We start from the raw sequence: 16,532 nt of genomic DNA, 5'->3' as shown, positions 1-16,532 counted from the left end.
CCGTTGACCAGCGTGCCGCCGCCCGCAGCGCATCGAAGTGCACCAGCGCCGCTTCGAGGCGCGCGAGCGGCTCGCGGGCCGCCAGCACCGCCGCTCGCAGATCGCGAAGAATGCGGCGCTCTTCCTCGAACGCCGCCGCGCGGAGCTCGAGCATGCGGTTGTTGTCCTCGCACATCTCGAGCGGTTCGACGAACAGCGACTGGCCGCTGGCCGAAACGTCGTGCACGATCGCGGTGCGACGCGAGAAGCCCGCCGCCGGCACCAGCGCGACGAAGCGATCACCGTGGCGCGTGACGTAGGCCGCGGCGCCGAAGCCGTTCGCGTAGCGGGCGAGCCGCGCTTCGAGGCGGCGCTCGGCGACTGCGAGTTCGGAGCGCAACCGCTTGAGATCGGGAGACGCGGAGTCACGCACCCGACCGTCGCCATCGAGCGAGTCGTTGAGGCGCCGCGCCAGACCTGGCGGCGGCACGATGCCGTCGGCGAGCGTCGCCAGCGCCGTATGGCGGGCGCGCTGCGAGGTGTCCTCCCAGCGCTCGCGCGTCGACTCACCGGCCTCGAGCCACTCCGCGATCTGCACCAGCGCCGGTCCGTCGAGTGCCGCGCGCTCGCCCCCTTCGAGCAGGAGCGCCAGCTCGCCGCGCGCGACGTGACACCACGGGCCGGGCTCGCTCTCGCGCGCGATGCTCTCCCGCAGGCGAGTGGTTTCGAGGGCACGCGCCTGCCGGTCCGCGATCGGCGAGGTGGCGCGCAGACGTCCGCGCGCCCCGTCGCATTCGGCGTGACGGGAGAGGGTCTCGAGGACCCGGTCGAACTCGAGCAACTTCAAGGTGCGATCGTCCAATCGTCCTCTCGCGCCGGCGGCCGAGCGGCCGCTGCGCGGATCCCGTCGCGGCTCAGGATCCCGAAACGTTCGTCGAACCGGCGCGCCGTTCGCGAACCCGCCGATCCGCCATCGCGAACTGGCGTCCCAGCCACTCGTGCCCCGGCAGGAAGCGAGATCCCGACGCGGTCACGCTCGCTACTTCGTGCAGCAGCCGCGGCGCCAGGCGCGCCGAGGCGACGCGATCCTCCGCGCGCGGAGCGGGGAACGCACGGATCGCGGCCAGCAACGCGAATGCGGCGATCGCCACTCCCATGACGACTCCGACCGGAACTCCGATGATCCGGTCGAACGTACTCCATGCGCTCTTGCGCGTGGTTTCTCCCAGCTTGCCGCCCCACCACTGGCACACGGCGAGCACCGCGAAGCCCGACAGCGAAGCGACGAGCCATCGCAGCAGCCAAAAAATCACAGCGGGTCGGGCACCGATCCAATGTGCCCCGACCCACTGTGCAACCCAACCCGTGACCCACACGCCGGCGAACAGTCCGATCAACGCGAAGAACTGCGTGACGAATCCCTGCAGCGCACCTCGCACCGCGAACGCCGCGACCAGGACGATCAGCGCCCAGTCGAGCCACGAGAATCCTGCGAACATTTGAATGTCCGTTTCAAATCTCCTGCGAACGGCGCGCCATGTTCTTGCGCTTGGCCGCGTTCATCTTGCGCTTACGTCGTTCGCTCGGCTTCTCGAAATGCTGATGGCGACGCAAGTCGGCGAGGACTCCGGCCTTCTCACACTTCTTTTTGAAACGACGCAGGGCACTCTCGAAGGACTCACCGTCCTTCACCCTGATACCGGGCAATAGGTTTCCCCCCCTCCGACATGACAGGATTTCGAAATCACTGGTCTGGAAAAGGTCTGGCACTGCGAATGGACGAGCCGCGGAAAGACGACACTCCGGAGACCCGTGGGTGCAAAACGCCGGATGCAGTCTATGGCCGCCCCCTGAAAGGCGTCAAGCCCGAGCCCCGAAATCACTTCCGAGGATCGATGCGAGTTCCGGCTCAGCTCGCTTCCGGCTCGACGGCGCGCACCAGGGCGGCCGCGACCATGGCCGCGGTCTCAGCTCTCAACCGGCTGCGCCCCAAGCTCATGGCCATAAATCCTCGCGCGAGAAGCGAACTCCGCTCGTCGGAGTCGAATCCGGGCGCCGGCCCGACCGCGACCACCACACCTGCGAGCGGCACGCCTGCCCCCAGCTCGGCGACTCGGCCTTCCGGATCCGCCAGCCATCGAGCCGCTCCCTCGGGAAGTGACGCGAGCGCGGACTCGAGCGAGCAGGGTGCGCTGACCGCGAGTCGGAACGCGCCTCGAGACTGTTCGAGCGCCGCACGCGTCAGCCGCTCCCAGCGGGCGAGTCTCGTGGGTGCAGCGCGCCAGCTGGCGCGGCTCGTATCGATCGGAATCAAACGAGTCACACCGAGCTCCGCAAGCTTCTCGACCAGCCAGTCGCCGCGATCGCCCTCGGGTGCGCCGCACCACACGACCAGCGGTCGTGGTGCCGCGCGCTGCTCGACCGATTCGACGCGCACCACGACTCCGGGCCGCAAAGACTCGACGATGGCGTGCGCGACTCCGCCGAGCCCGTCGGTCAGAACCAGCGCCTGCTCCTCGCGTGCGCGCCACACCCGAGCCACGTGATGCGAGGCCTCGGCATCGAGCGCCAGCGACTCTCCGCGCAGCGCGAGTGCCCGCACCCACAGCCAGGCGGGTGGCGCGTCAGCCCGCGAGCGCATCGCGCATGCGCTCGAACACCGACTTCGAGGGCTTCGGAGCGCGCAGGCTCTCGTGACGGCCGAGTTCCTCGAGCAGCTTCTTCTCGGCCGACCCGAGCCGGGTCGGAACCACCACGCGCAGTCGCACCAGCAGATCACCCTTTCCACCGCGCAACTCGGGGAGACCCTTGCCACGCAACCGCAGCACGCGTTCGCTCGGGCTGCCGGCAGGCACCTCCGCGCTGGCGTCGTCGCCCTCGAGCAGCGGGACCGCGACCTTGCCGCCGAGCGTCAGCGTGACGAAGCTCACCGGCAGATCGAGGTGCAGATCGGCCCCGTGACGCTCGTAAAGGTCATGCTCTTTCTCTTCGATCAGGACGATCAGGTCGCCCGCCGGCCCGCTGCGGGGTCCGACGTCTCCGAGCCCTCGCAACGGGATGTAATTGCCCTGCGCGACCCCGGCCGGCACCTGAACGGCGACCGTCTCGGTCACGCTCGTGCGTCCGTCACCACTGCAGGTGCGGCAGCTCTCGCGAAACGTCACACCCTCACCGCGACAACGCCCGCAGGTCGAGATGTTTACGAACTGACCCAGGAACGACTGCTGCACGCGCCGCACCTGCCCGCGCCCCTGACAATCCGGGCACCGGGTCTCGCCCTCGCCGCCTCGACCCTCGCACTTCTCGCACGCGCGCAGATGCTTGACGCGCAGTTTCTTCTCGACGCCGGTCGCGATCTCCTCGAGCGTCAGCTTGAGTCGGACCTGCAGATCGTCACCGCGCGCCGGACCGCGCGCCCCCCCACCGGCCCCGAACAGATCGCCGAAGTCGCCGTTGCCGGCATCGCGCATGAACGCGCGCAGCGCATCGGCGAGATCGAAGCCGCTGAAGCCCCCTCCGGCTGTCGCGCCACCGCCGGTCGCGGCATGCCCGAAGCGATCGTACTGCGCGCGCTTCTGGGGATCGCGCAGCACCTCGTACGCCTCGGTCGCCTCTTTGAATCGAGCCTCGGCGGTCGCGTCACCCGGATTGCGATCGGGATGCGACTCGAACGCGAGCTTGCGATACGCCTTCTTGACGTCGTCTTCCGACGCTCCGCGCGCCACACCGAGCGACTCGTAGTAGTCCCGTTTCGCCATGTCAGCGCTCGCTGCCTGCCGGCTCGCGCGTCACCAGCACCCGCGCCGGACGCAACGCACGTTCGCCACGCCGATAACCGCGCAGCGCCACCTGAGCGACCATGCCGGGCGCGATCCCGGGCGGCGCATCGACTTCGAGGATCGCTTCGTGAAAACGCGGATCGAAGCGGGTTCCGGTCGGATCGACGCTCTCCACTCCCATCCGCACCAGATAGTCGCGAACCGTCTGGGTGACCAGTGCCACTCCTTGAGACCAGCCATCCGGTGCGGTGGCGGGATCGCGCGCTGCCTGCGCGCGCTCGAGATCGTCCAGCACCCGGATGATCTCGAGCAGTACGGCTTCCTCGCTGTCGCGCCGTACCTGTTCGAGTTCGCGCTGGGCGCGGCGTCGAAAGTTCTGCAGCTCGGCCTCGGCCCGCAGCCACCGATCGCGAAAGTCCTCGAGCGACTCGCCGGCCGGCGGAATCGCCGGCTCGACGGGTGCGGCCGTCGCGTCGTCGCGCGCCGTCGAGCCGTCGTCACCGGCGTCGGCGCCGGTCACGCGGGAAGCATCACGCTCAGGGTCGCTGCGGTCTTCGTCAGCTGCGGGATTCAATGCGGAATCTCCTTGCGCGGCGCAGGATGAACGGCGACAGGATCACGATCGAACGCGCGCGTGCGCGACGGCGCTCACAAATAGCCGGCGACTCGACTCCCCACCGCCTCGACCGCCGCGAGTGCGCGGGCGTAGTCCATCCGCAGCGGGCCCAGCACTCCGATCGCAACCGGATTGCTGCCGGCGAGCGGAAACGTCACGAGGCTGAGACCTGTGAGTGCGCGGTCCTCGTCGAGCGCGATGCGCACCGCCGCCTGCCCCGCCAGCGGGGTCACGAGCAGCCGGTCGAGCGGTGGCCCCTCCTCGACGATTCGCATGAGCGGGCCCAGTTCTCGCGCCGCCGACCATTCGGGTTCGGAAGCGATCCAGCCGGCTCCCGAGCTGTGAAAGCGTGCGAGTTCGGGCGCGCCGAGCCGCGCCCGCAGCGCCCGCGTCACGATGCGCATCGCCGAGTCGCGCACCAGCGCCGGAGATTCTTCGAGCCGCTCCCGCACTTCGCTGAGCGTGAGTCGCAGCAGCGATCCGCGCAACGTGCGTTCCACCTCTTCGAGCGCCGCATGGTCGAGCGGCGATTCGAACTCGAGCTGCAGCGTGCGGACCGTGCCACCACGCAGCCCGAACACCAGCATGCAGCGTTCGGGGTCGAGCGGCGCCAGCTCCAGCGATTCGACCCGTTCGCGCTCGAGCGGAGCCGAAGCCGCGAGACCGAGCTGCTGGGTGAGCGTTGCGAGCACCCGCGACGCCTCTTCGAGCAGCTGTTCGACGTCGCGCGCCGAACGTCGAAGTCGCTCGTCGATGCGGCGCAGCGCCTCGTCTCCGAGCGGCGCAGGCGTGACTTCGTGGCAGACGTAATGGGCGTAGCCGGCACTGCTGGGAACCCGCCCCGAGGAGGCGTGGACGCGGGCCAGGAGTCCGAGCTCCTCGAGCTCTGCGAGCGCCGAGCGGATCGCCGCGGACGAACCCCGCACGCCCTGCGCGGCGAGGCTGTCGGAGCCGACCGGACGGGTCGTGCGACCGTGCTGAGCAACGACCGCGACGAAGACCTCGCGCTGCCGCTGCGTCAGTTCGAGGTCGCCGCGACGGGCGCCACCGGGGATGACAGGCTGGGACATGGCGACGACGTTACGGAGCGCGCGCGAGCACTGTCAACCCGCGCGGCATCCGCGCGCGCCGCCACCCACGCGATCACGTCGTCGGCCACGAAGCGGTGGGGCGCCGCAATTCGCCACCCATCGGGCTGCCGCTCGAGTCGCCCCTCCCGCACCGCGGCCGCGAGCGCGGCACCGAATCGCGCCTCGAGGCGGCGCCACGCGCCCGGCTCGTGATCGCGACGCTGGAGCCCGCACGACAGTCGCAGCGCGAGCATCAGCGTCTCTTCGGTGCGCGAATCCTCGGTCTCCGGCTCGAGTGCGGCCGGCTCCTCGCCGCGCTCCAGCGCCTGTGCCCACGGCTCGAGTCCGTACGGATTCGCGTACCGGACGCCACGCCACAGTCCGTGCGCCGAGGGACCGAGCGCCAGGTAGTCGCGCCGCAGCCAGTACACCAGGTTGTGCCGCGCCGCACCTCCCGGACGACACGCGTTCGCGGTTTCGTAGAGCGAGTAGCCCCGATGCGCGGAGGCCGCCACGAAGTCCTCGAACAGATCGGCCTGCAGCTCCGGCTCCGGCAACGCGACGCGCCCCGACAGCGCATCGCGGCCGAGCGGCGTGTCTTCCTCGGCGATGAAGCAGTAGGCCGAAAGATGTTCGGGCTCGAGGGCGAGTGCCCGGTCGAGCGAGCGAGCGAAGGTCTCGCGGCGGTGTGCCGGGAAGCCGTACATCAGATCGAGCGACAGGCGGCGGAATCCAGCGGCGCGCGCAAGAGCGAACGCCTCGCCCGGGCGTTCCGGACCGTGCAGGCGGCCGAGGCCCTCGAGCTCGGCGGCGTCGAAGCTCTGGGCGCCCATCGAGAGTCGATTGATGCCGGCGGCCGCCCACGTCTCGAGCAGGCTCGGCCGCACGCTCTCCGGGTTCGCCTCGAGCGTCTGCTCGGCGTCGGGTGCGATTTCGAAGTGATCGCGCACGATGCTCCAGAACACTCGGAAGTGTCGCGACGAGAGGATCGAAGGCGTCCCGCCACCGACGAACACCGAAGAGAAGCGCACGCCGCGCGCCTGCGGTGCGCGCCACTGCGCTTCGAGCGCGAGTGCGGCGAGCCAGCGTTCGACCCGCGCCGATTCGACCGGGCCGCTCGAGAAATGGCAGAACGCGCATCGCACCGCGCAGAACGGCACGTGGAGGTAGAGCCCGACGCGCGCGGCGTCGCGCGCGGCCTCGAATCCTAGTGGATCAGGTGCAGCAGTCGATTCCATCTCGGCCACCCGGCGTCGGGGTCCCACGACCAGTACAGGAACATCGCACGCCCCTTCACCAGATCGAGGTCGAGCGTTCCCCAGTAGCGACTGTCGTTCGAGTTGTCGCGATTGTCGCCCATCATGAACAGGCGTCCCTTGGGCACGGTGACCGGGCCGAAGTTGTCGCGGAACTCGTAGCCCGCGGGGCGCGTGACGCTGTCGGTGTGAATCGCGTACGGCTCGTTCAGCGGGCGGCCGTTCACGAACACCTGCTTGTCACGCACCTCGAGCGTTTCGCCCCCGAGGGCGATCACGCGTTTGATGTAGTCCTTGCTCGGGTCCTGCGGAAACTGGAACACGATGATGTCGCCACGCCGCGGCGGGCGCAGACCCGGCAGCCGCACCTTCGTGAACGGGATCTTGGCGCCGTACTCGAACTTGTTCACGAACAGGAAGTCACCGACCAGCAGCGTGTTCAGCATCGATTCCGACGGGATGCGAAACGCCTGAATGACGAAGGTGCGCAACACCACCGTGAGCACCAGGGCCCACACGATGGCTTCGAAGTATTCCCGAACGACGGATCGTTTTCGGCTCATGGCTCTCCGGTTTCAGCGCTCGACCTTGAGGACGGCGAGGAACGCTTCCTGGGGAACTTCGACGGTCCCAACCTGCTTCATCCGCCGCTTTCCCTCTTTCTGTTTTTCGAGCAACTTGCGCTTACGCGTGATGTCACCGCCGTAACACTTGGCGATGACGTTCTTGCGCTGGGCGCCGATGGTTTCGCGCGCCACGATCTTGCCGCCGATCGCGGCCTGGATCGCGACCTGGAACATCTGCCGCGGGATCAACTCCTTGAGCTTCGAGCACAGCGCACTGCCGTAGGTATGGGCCTTGTCGCGATGCACGATCGCGGACAGGGCGTCGACCGGTTCGCCATTCAGCATCACGTCGAGCTTGACGACGGCGGCTTCCGCCCAGCCGTCGAACTCGTAGTCGAGCGAGGCATAGCCGCGCGAGATCGACTTCAGCCGATCGTAAAAGTCGAGCACGATCTCGGCCAGCGGCAGGCGGTAGTGCACTCGAATGCGTTTCTCCTCGAGGTGCACCATGTCGAGATACATGCCACGCCGGTCCTGGCACAGCTTCATGACATTGCCGAGGTAGTCGGTCGGAGTCACCACGTGGGCCGACACCATCGGCTCCTCGATGCTCTCGATACGCTGGACTGTCGGCATCAGACTCGGATTGTCGACCCGGATCACCTCGCCGTCGGTCAGCAGCACCTGGTACTCGACGCTCGGCGTGGTCGCGATGAGATCGATCTGGAACTCGCGACGCAGGCGTTCCTGGACGATCTCGAGATGCAGCAGGCCCAGAAAACCGCAGCGGAAGCCGAACCCGAGCGCCGCCGAACTCTCCTGCTCGTAGACCAGCGCCGCGTCGTTGAGCCGCAACTTGGACAGCGCCTCCTTCAGCTCCTCGTACTGTTCGGACTCGATCGGATAGAGCCCCGAGAACACCATCGACTTGGTCTCGCGGAATCCGGGCAGCGCCGCGAGCCCGGCGACACCGGCCGCGCCCAGGGTGTCGCCGACCCGCGCATCCGCCACCGTCTTGACGCCCGCGACCAGGTAGCCGACCTGGCCGGCGTGCAGCTCCGGCTCGGGTTCGAGCTTGAGTCGCAGCTTGCCGACTTCGGTGACCTCGTACTCCTTGCCGGTCGAGATGAACTGGACCCGATCGCCGGCCCGCACCATTCCGTCGACCAGACGGATCAGACAAACCACCCCGCGGTAGGAGTCGTACTTCGAGTCGAAGATCAGCGCGCGAAACGCCGCGGAGGGATCGCCGGTCGGCGGCGGAACGTCCGCGATCACCCGCTCGAGCAGCTCTTCGACGCCGATGCCGCTCTTCGCGCTGATGCGGCACACCTGCTCCGCGGCCACTCCGGTCACGTGCTCGACCTCGAGCGCGATGTCGTCGGGGCGCGCGGCCGGCAGATCGATCTTGTTGATCGCACCGACGATCGTGAGGTGCTGATCGCGCGCCAGGAAGTAGTTCGAGAGCGTCTGCGCTTCGATGCCCTGCGAGGCGTCGACCACCAGGATCGCGCCCTCGCACGCCGCCAGGCTGCGCGAGACCTCGTAGGTGAAATCGACGTGGCCCGGGGTGTCGATCAGATTCAACTCGTACCGCTGGCCGTCACGCGTGCGGTACTCCATCGCGATCGCGTGCGACTTGATCGTGATCCCCTTCTCGCGCTCCAGGTCCATGTCGTCGAGCACCTGCGCCTTCATCTGTTGCGGCGTCAGCGTGTGCGTGATCTCGAGCAGACGATCCGCCAGCGTGCTCTTGCCATGATCGATGTGCGCAATGATGCAGAAGTTTCGGATCATCGCGAGTCGCGGGTCGCTCACCAATTCCACCTCACACCCAGCCGGGCGCCGATCGAACCGCTGCCGCCCGCGTTCGCGGGGTCGCGATCGAACTGCACGCCGAAGTCTACGAAGTGCGCGTCGACGTAAGCGTCCAGCAGCGCGTACGCGACCACCGCCCCCAGCAGCCATCGGCGGCTGACGGACGCGTCGAATCGATCGTTGTATGCGGCGACGGCGGTTTCGTAGGCCACGGGATCCTGTGATCGTTGAGCCTCGTCGACCCGCTCGAGCAGGCCGCCGAGATCGCGCTCGTCGTCGACGAGACGCGCGATGAACCAACCTTCCACCCCCACCACGGCGAGGGCCTTGACGTAAGCGCGGTTGTGAATCTGACCCCAGCCCGGCAGGACCAGGGACCGCAGCATCACCCACCGCGGCTGATCGAATCGGGGCTTCTGCCGAACGTCGCTGATCGCGCGCAGGCGCGCGATCCGGATCGAGTCCGGGACCGTGCGGCCACGCGCTCGAACCTCCGACAGGTCGAGCTCGACCGCGGAGCTCGAATCGACTTGCGCGACGCTCGAGTCCCGTACGGCTGCGACCGATTCCGCCGCGGCATCCGCCCGTGATGCGTACTTCGCGGTGGTCGCGAGCGCCTCGCGAGCCTCGAACGCGACGTACGAGCCGCGCAGCATAGCGCATGTCGAAGCGCGCGCCGACTGCGGCGCGCCCGCCATCAGCAGCGCGAGCACGACGACGCTGAAACGGAGTGGCGGGAACGCGTGGGAATCGAACCCACCTCGGACGCGCGAAGCGCCCGACCGCAGGATTTGAAGTCCCCGGAGTCCACCAGGACCCATTCGTTCCCGCATTGCGTCTACTTCCCGACCTCGACCGGGTGCGGGCCCTTCCGCACCACCTCGCCGATCCACCGATGCCACACCCGCGCGCGGCGCAATCCGGCCTCGAGCCGCGCGGTACGCGCCGCGGGAATCGCGATCAGCAGCCCTCCCGAGGTCTGCGGATCATAGAGCGCCAGCTCGGTGCCCTCGTCGATGCCCCGCATCGAGACGAACGAGCGGTAGAACTCCCGATTGTCTCGGAGTCCTCCCGCGACCTCGCCGGCCAGCGCCAGGTCGATCACCTGCGGCAGGAACCAGTCGGCCCGCGGATCGAGCCGCACGGTCACACCGCTCGCGCGCGCCAGCTGCGAACCGTGCCCCATCAGCCCGAAACCGGTCACATCGGTGGCGGCGCGCGCCCCGGCTGCGACCGCGGCGCGCGACGCCTCTCGATTCAGCGTGGTCATCTGTCGAATCATGCGACGTTCGAGCACCGGGTCGAGCTTGCCGTGCTTGAGCGCCGTCGCCAGCACGCCGGTGCCGAGCGGCTTGGTCAGCACCAGCCGATCGCCGGGCCGCGCACCGGCATTGGTGAGCACGCGCTTCGGATCGACGATGCCGGTCACGCTGTAACCGAACTTGAGCTCTGCGTCCTTCACCGAGTGGCCGCCGATCACGCTCACGCCGGCGCGATCCATGACGCGCTGGCCGCCACGCATCACCTCGCGCAGCACCTCGGGCGCGAGCGTGCCGTCGGGAAACGCGACGATGCCGAGTGCGGTGAGCGGCGTACCGCCCATCGCATAGACGTCGGACAGCGCATTGGTCGCGGCGATGCGGCCGAAGTCGAACGGATCGTTCACGACCGGCGTGAAGAAGTCGACGGTCTGCACCAGGGCGCGACCGCGATCGAGGCGAAAGACGCCCGCGTCGTCGTAGGTGTTCTGGTCGACCATCACGCGCGGATCACGCCGCGAAGGGCTGAGTCCGTGAAGCGCCTTGCGCAGATCGCCGGGGCCGAGCTTCGAGGCACAGCCAGCGCACGCGACCGCCGCGGTCAGTCGCACGTCGAGGCGGCCGCGGCGGACCGCCGGCCCGCGCGCGACGCGGGCGCGGGTCGGCTCAGCCACGCGGTCCGATCGCGACGACTTCGATCTCGACCCGCGCGTTCTTCGGCAGGCCCAGCGCAGCGATCGTGGTGCGCGCCGGCGGCACGCCCTGAAAATAGCGCGCGTAGATCCCGTTCATCGCCTGGAAGTCGGCCATGTCGACGAGGAAAACCGAGGTCTTCACCACGTTCGCGAGCGTCAGCCCGGCGCCTGCGAGCACTGCGGTCAGGTTGAGCAGCGCCCGCTCGGTCTGCGCCTCGACGCCTCCCGGCACCAGTTCCATGGTGGACGGGTCGAGCCCCACCTGACCGGCCGACCACAGCATGCGACGGTCACCCAGGTCGACGAACTGCGCCTGGCTGTAGGGTCCGATCGCGGACGGTGCGTCGGAAACCTGGACGGGCTGTTGAAGGCTCATGTCGGTTACTCCACCGTGACGCTTTTCGCGAGATTGCGAGGTTGATCGACGTCGCAGCCGCGCAGCACCGCGACATGGTAGGCGAGCAGCTGAAGCGGAATCACCGACAGCAGCGGCTGCAGGCTGGTGAGCGTGTGCGGAACCGTCAACACGTGATCGGCGTGCTCCTGCACTGCGGTGTCGCCCTCGGTCGCGATCGCGATGATGCGTCCCTTGCGGGCCCGCACCTCCATCATGTTGTTCATGACCTTGTCGTACGCGGTGTCGCGCGTGCAGATGAACACCACCGGCATGTTCTCGTCGATCAGCGCGATCGGACCGTGCTTCATCTCGGCCGCCGGATAGCCCTCGGCGTGGATGTAGGAGATCTCCTTGAGCTTGAGCGCACCCTCGAGCGCGACCGGAAAGTTGAAACCGCGCCCCAGGTAGATGAAGTTGCCGTGACGCGCGTACTGCTGCGCGATGTGCTTGACCTCGTCGCTGCGCGACAGAATCGATTCGATCTTGGCCGGGATCGCGTCGAGCGCCTCGGCGAGCGCGAGCCCCGATTCGAGCGACATCTGACGCTGACGGCCGAGTGCGAGCGTCAGCAGCGTCAGCACCGTGACCTGGCTCGTGAACGCCTTGGTCGAGGCCACGCCGATCTCGGGTCCGGCGTGGATGTAGACACCGCCGTCCGATTCGCGCGCGATCGTCGAGCCCACCACATTCACGATCCCGAGTGCTCGCGCGCCACGACGTCGCGCCTCGCGCATCGCGGCGAGCGTGTCGAGCGTTTCACCCGACTGGGAGATCACCAGCACCAGCGTGCCGTCATCGACGATCGGGTTGCGATAGCGGAATTCGGACGCGTACTCGACCTCGGCCGGGATGCGGGCGTGCTCCTCGAGCAGGTACTCGCCGATCAGGCCCGCGTGCCACGAAGTGCCGCACGCGAGAATGATGATGCGCTTGATCTCGCGCATCTCCTCGGGGGTCATGTTGAGGCCGCCGAGTCGCGCCAGTCCTTCCTCGACCTGCAGGCGGCCGCGCATCGAGTTCCGCACCGATTCCGGCTGCTCGAAGATCTCCTTGAGCATGAAGTGGTCGTAGCCGCCCTTTTCGATCTGGGCGAGATCCCATTCGACTTCGTGTACCGGCTTGTCGATGCGCTCGTGACGGATCGTCGAGGTGTGGAAGCCGTCGGGCGTGAGGACGGCCATCTCGCCGTCGTCCAGGTAAACGACCTGACGCGTGTGTCCGACGATCGGCGCAACGTCCGAGGCGAGGAAGTACTCGCCGTCGGCCACGCCGACCACCAGCGGGCTTCCGTTGCGGGCCCCGACCACCACCCCGGGCTCGTCGGCGCTCACCACCGCGATGCCGTAGGTGCCTTCGACGTCGCGGAGCGCAGCGCCGACCGCCTGCTCGAGCTTGAGACCCTTGCGCGAGTGCTTGTCGACCAGATGCACCAGCACTTCGGTGTCGGTGTCGGTCGTGAAGCCGTAGCCCTCGGACTTGAGTGCCGCCTTGAGCACCGCGAAGTTTTCGATGATGCCGTTGTGAACCAGCGCGATGCGGCCATTCGAACTGGTGTGCGGATGCGCGTTGATGTCGTTCGGGGCGCCGTGCGTCGCCCAGCGCGTGTGCGCGATCCCCGAGCGCGACGGGCTCGGCGTGGAACCCAGTCGAGCCTCGAGCGCTCGCACCTTGCCCGCCGACTTCGTGACCTGAAGCCCGCCTTCGACCTGCAGCGCCACACCCGCCGAGTCGTAGCCGCGGTACTCGAGGCGCTTGAGCCCCTCGATCAGGATCGGGAGACAGTGCTTGTGGCCGACGTAGCCGACGATGCCGCACATGGGAAGTGAACCCTCCGTCCGGCGCTCGCCTCAGGCGTTCGGGGAGATCGCGCCGCGGGCGTGAGCCACGAGCCGCCGGGTCTCTTCTTCTGTCGGAGACTCGGCGATGATACGAACGACGGGTTCGGTGCCCGATGACCGCACGTGAACCCACGTTTCCGCGCGAGCGAAACGCAAACCATCCTCGCGATTCACCTCGTAGCCGTCGAACGCGCGTAGCAGCCGTTCCGCGGCGGACTCCCACGGTTCGGCCCCGCGCTCGACCTTCTCCTTCACCATCACGAACCGCGGCAGCGCGTCCGCGAGCGACCGCAGCGTCGCGCCGTTCGCGGTCATCGCCTGCGCCACCAGTGCGATCGCCACCAGGCCGTCGCGACCGTGATGCGCCGCCGGCAGGATCATCCCGCCATTGCCCTCGCCACCGGCGACCGCGCCGACCGCGTGCATCGCCGACACCACGTGGGCCTCGCCGACCAGCGTGCGGTGCAGAGCCACCCCCGCACGCGCGCAAACCGCGTCGAGCATACGAGAGGTCGATAGGTTTGTCACCACCGGCCCGCGCCGCTTCGCGAGCACGATCGTGGTGCCGAGCGCGACCGTGTATTCCTCGCCGAGCGGGCGTCCACCGGCATCGACGAACGCGGCACGATCCGCATCCGGATCGAGCGCCACGCCGAAGTCGGCGCGCTCGACGCGCACGCGATCGCACAGGCGACCGAGGTGTTCGGCGAGCGGCTCGAGCTCGCGCGTGAAGCGGCCATCCGGCACGCAGTCCAGTTCGACCACATCGGCGCCGAGGTCGCGCAGCAGCCGCGGTGCCGCGATTCCGCCCACGCTCGCGCACCCGTCGACGACCACCTTGAGTCTGCGGGCGCGAATCGCGGGCACCTCGACCACGTCGAGGCCGAGCACCCGTTCGACGTGCCAGTCGAGCGCATCGGACTCGACGCGTTCGGTTCCGAGTCGATCGAAGCGCACCCAGGCGTCGGTGCCGGACTCGTAGCGCGCACGCACCGCCTGGCCGGTCGGCGAGTCCAGGAACTCTCCGCGCGCGGACAGGAACTTGAGCGCATTCCAGGGCGCCGGATTGTGACTCGCCGTCAGGATGATGCCGCCCGCGGCCTGCAATCGCTCGACCGCGAGCTGAGTGGTCGGCGTGGTCGCGAGACCCAGGTCCACCACGTCGCGTCCCGCCGCCATCGCACCCGCGGCGACGGCGCGATGCACCATCGGGCCCGAGACGCGCGCATCGCGTCCGATCACGATCGGACCGGGTCCGAGTCCGGCCACGAACGCGGCCGCGAATCGCGACAGCACCGGTGGCGTGAGCGTCGCTCCGATGATGCCGCGAACTCCCGCGACGCTGATCATGAGGGGTGCGGCGTTCATGACTCCTCTCGCTCGACGCGGGGGTTCAACGGCGCGGGCCGGCGGCACTCGCGCACTCGCGCGTTCGCCGCCGGCCCGGCCGCTCGCAGACCCACCGTCGTGGCATCCAGATTTGAAGTGGAGCTGGTGACCGGATTTGAACCGGTGACCCCTTCATTACGAGTGAAGTGCTCTACCAACTGAGCTACACCAGCCCCGAACCAAAGAAAGATGGTGCGACCCCCCAGAATCGAACTGGGGACACCGCGATTTTCAGTCGCGTGCTCTACCAACTGAGCTAGGGTCGCACCGAACTGGGGGCCCGGACCGGGTCCGGGGACACGAACCCGAGTGTTTATCACGCATGCGAAGCGAGCGTCAATCCGGTGTGATGGCGCAGCTTGCGATGTGGCGCCCCGGGCGACGCCGCTTACGCGGCCGGGTGACGCGTTCGCCGGTCCGGATGCCCGGCGCGCCGATCCAGCGCCTGCTGACGCCGCTCCTCGTTTCCGAGGATCGGGAACGTCAGCGCGAACACGCAGCCCCACTCGCCGTCGGTTCGCACCCGGATCTCGCCGCCATGCTCGGCCACCACCTGTTCGGCCACCGCGAGCGCGACGCCGCCGGCCCCCCGTTCGATCCCGAACGGCACGAACAGCTGTTCCATCAGGTCGCCGGGCGGACGCGGTCCGTCGTGCGCGATCTCGAGCACGACGTGGCGCCCAACCGGGCGCGACTCGACTCGAACGCGCCCCCCTGGCGCCACCGACTCGAGCACGTGGTCGATCACGTTTTCGAGCACGCGACGCACCCGCGCGCCATCGAGCAGCAGACGCGGAATCTCGGGGTGCAGTCGTTTGAGCAGCCTCACTCGGCGCCGCACCATCACCTCTGAAGAGCGCTGCACCGCCTCCTGGGCGAGCGCGTTGAGATCCAGCATGCGCAACCCACCGGGCCGCATCTCGGACCATCGCTCCTGTTCCTCGAGCGTGCGCTCGATGCGGTCCGCTTCGCGAATCACGACGTCGAGGTAGTCGCGATTCGGATCGTCCTCGGCCAGACTGCGCTGCACGCGGCGCGAGAAAGCGGCGATCGATGCAAGCGGATTGCGTGACTGCGCCGCCGAACGCAGCGCGAGCTCACCGATTCGGGCGGTTCGCTCGGCCAGTGCCACGCGCCGCTCGAGTTCGGCCTCGCGCCGCTCGAGCTGGCGATGCGCGTCGTCGCGACGCGCCTGGTCGAGCAGCATGCCGAGTCGCAGCGCGGCCGCGTTCGCGAACGCGCGATCCTCGGCTTCGAAACCGGCGGTGTCGTTCGGGTGCAACGTGATGCGCTCGAACAGCGCCACGACTCCGAGTGCGGTGTCGCGTGCGCGCACCGGGACCAGCAGCGCACGTTCGAATCCGCTCGCGGGCCCCACGCCCACTTCGAGCGCGACGCTGCCGGCGAGGCATGCGAGCGCCGCCTCGGCGAGCTGTCGCGCAACGCGTTCACGGGCTCCGACCGGACCGGCCGCGGCATCGAGACGCAACTCGCCGTCGAGCACGCGCCACACCAGCGCACCGCGCGCGCCGAGCCCCGAGGCGGACACACGCGCCGCGACCTGCAGCACTTCCGCAAGATTGAGCGAGCTGATCGCGCAGCGTTCGAGTTCGCGCAGCAGTGCCGCGCGCTCGACCGCACGCCGACTGGCGTCGAAGCGCGCCTGAGATTCGAGCGCCGCATCCGCGACTTCGCGAAACGCTTCGAGCCGTTCGTCCGCGGGCGCCTGCTCGCCGGCCTCCCCGATCAGCATGCCGATCAGTCGACTGGCGCGCCGCAGCGGGATCGCCACCACACGACGCGCCGCAGCCCACGGAACCGTCGCGTCCGGCCGCGGCGCGCCGCACACCGAGCGCCCCGCGCCCCAGGC

At 68.7% G+C, this 16,532-nt stretch carries 15 protein-coding genes and 3 tRNA genes; all 18 read right to left on the bottom strand.

Annotated elements, in window-relative coordinates; genetic code table 11:
* On the bottom strand, positions 1–841 hold an 841-nt coding region (locus HOP12_10715), incomplete at its 3' end, for a hypothetical protein (GenBank protein NOT34625.1).
* A 52-nt stretch (positions 842–893) separates the two neighbouring features.
* Positions 894–1,478: a CvpA family protein gene (locus tag HOP12_10710; protein NOT34624.1), complete on the bottom strand. Its 585-nt coding sequence runs from the start codon at positions 1,476–1,478 to the stop codon at positions 894–896.
* 13 nt (positions 1,479–1,491) lie between these two features.
* The gene (rpsU, locus tag HOP12_10705; GenBank protein ID NOT34623.1) at positions 1,492–1,686 is read right to left on the bottom strand and encodes a 30S ribosomal protein S21; all 195 of its coding nucleotides are present in this window, start codon (positions 1,684–1,686) and stop codon (positions 1,492–1,494) included.
* Positions 1,687–1,888: 202 nt separating this feature from the next.
* Positions 1,889–2,620, bottom strand: a complete 732-nt coding sequence (locus HOP12_10700) for an RsmE family RNA methyltransferase (GenBank protein NOT34622.1) — start codon at positions 2,618–2,620, stop codon at positions 1,889–1,891.
* Positions 2,604–3,737: a J domain-containing protein gene (locus HOP12_10695; protein NOT34621.1), complete on the bottom strand. Its 1,134-nt coding sequence runs from the start codon at positions 3,735–3,737 to the stop codon at positions 2,604–2,606. The genes HOP12_10700 and HOP12_10695 overlap by 17 nt, the downstream gene beginning before the upstream one ends.
* 1 nt (position 3,738) lies before the next feature.
* Complete coding sequence (locus HOP12_10690; GenBank protein NOT34620.1) at positions 3,739–4,332, bottom strand: nucleotide exchange factor GrpE; 594 nt, start codon at positions 4,330–4,332, stop codon at positions 3,739–3,741.
* 74 nt (positions 4,333–4,406) lie between these two features.
* Entirely contained in the window at positions 4,407–5,444 is a 1,038-nt protein-coding gene (locus tag HOP12_10685) for a hypothetical protein (GenBank protein NOT34619.1), read from the bottom strand.
* A complete protein-coding gene (hemW, locus tag HOP12_10680; protein NOT34618.1) occupies positions 5,393–6,682 on the bottom strand; it encodes a radical SAM family heme chaperone HemW in 1,290 nt (429 codons plus the stop codon). Before hemW ends, HOP12_10685 begins: the two co-directional genes overlap by 52 nt.
* Complete coding sequence (gene lepB, locus HOP12_10675; GenBank protein ID NOT34617.1) at positions 6,652–7,263, bottom strand: signal peptidase I; 612 nt, start codon at positions 7,261–7,263, stop codon at positions 6,652–6,654. The genes hemW and lepB overlap by 31 nt, the downstream gene beginning before the upstream one ends.
* A gap of 12 nt (positions 7,264–7,275) precedes the next feature.
* Positions 7,276–9,234 (bottom strand): elongation factor 4, encoded by a 1,959-nt coding sequence (gene lepA / locus HOP12_10670; GenBank protein NOT34616.1) that lies wholly within the window; start codon positions 9,232–9,234, stop codon positions 7,276–7,278.
* Between the two features lie 581 nt (positions 9,235–9,815).
* A tRNA-Sec gene (locus HOP12_10665) sits at positions 9,816–9,913 on the bottom strand.
* A gap of 9 nt (positions 9,914–9,922) precedes the next feature.
* A complete protein-coding gene (selD, locus tag HOP12_10660; protein NOT34615.1) occupies positions 9,923–11,017 on the bottom strand; it encodes a selenide, water dikinase SelD in 1,095 nt (364 codons plus the stop codon).
* The gene (locus HOP12_10655) at positions 11,010–11,414 is read right to left on the bottom strand and encodes a hypothetical protein (GenBank protein NOT34614.1); all 405 of its coding nucleotides are present in this window, start codon (positions 11,412–11,414) and stop codon (positions 11,010–11,012) included. The genes selD and HOP12_10655 overlap by 8 nt, the downstream gene beginning before the upstream one ends.
* 5 nt (positions 11,415–11,419) lie before the next feature.
* Positions 11,420–13,252, bottom strand: coding sequence for a glutamine--fructose-6-phosphate transaminase (isomerizing) (gene glmS / locus HOP12_10650; GenBank protein NOT34613.1), 1,833 nt, complete (start codon positions 13,250–13,252; stop codon positions 11,420–11,422).
* A gap of 30 nt (positions 13,253–13,282) precedes the next feature.
* Positions 13,283–14,641, bottom strand: coding sequence for a phosphoglucosamine mutase (glmM, locus tag HOP12_10645; protein ID NOT34612.1), 1,359 nt, complete (start codon positions 14,639–14,641; stop codon positions 13,283–13,285).
* A 118-nt stretch (positions 14,642–14,759) separates the two neighbouring features.
* Positions 14,760–14,835, bottom strand: a tRNA-Thr gene (locus HOP12_10640).
* Between the two features lie 17 nt (positions 14,836–14,852).
* Positions 14,853–14,928, bottom strand: a tRNA-Phe gene (locus tag HOP12_10635).
* A gap of 122 nt (positions 14,929–15,050) precedes the next feature.
* A partial coding sequence (locus HOP12_10630) for a hypothetical protein (protein ID NOT34611.1) occupies positions 15,051–16,532 on the bottom strand: 1,482 nt, incomplete at its 5' end.

The organism is Candidatus Eisenbacteria bacterium (assembly GCA_013140805.1).
Taxonomy (GTDB): Bacteria; Eisenbacteria; RBG-16-71-46; order RBG-16-71-46; family RBG-16-71-46; genus JABFRW01.
Note: the sequence above shows the minus strand (reverse complement) of the source record. Positions and strands in the feature narration are given on the sequence as shown.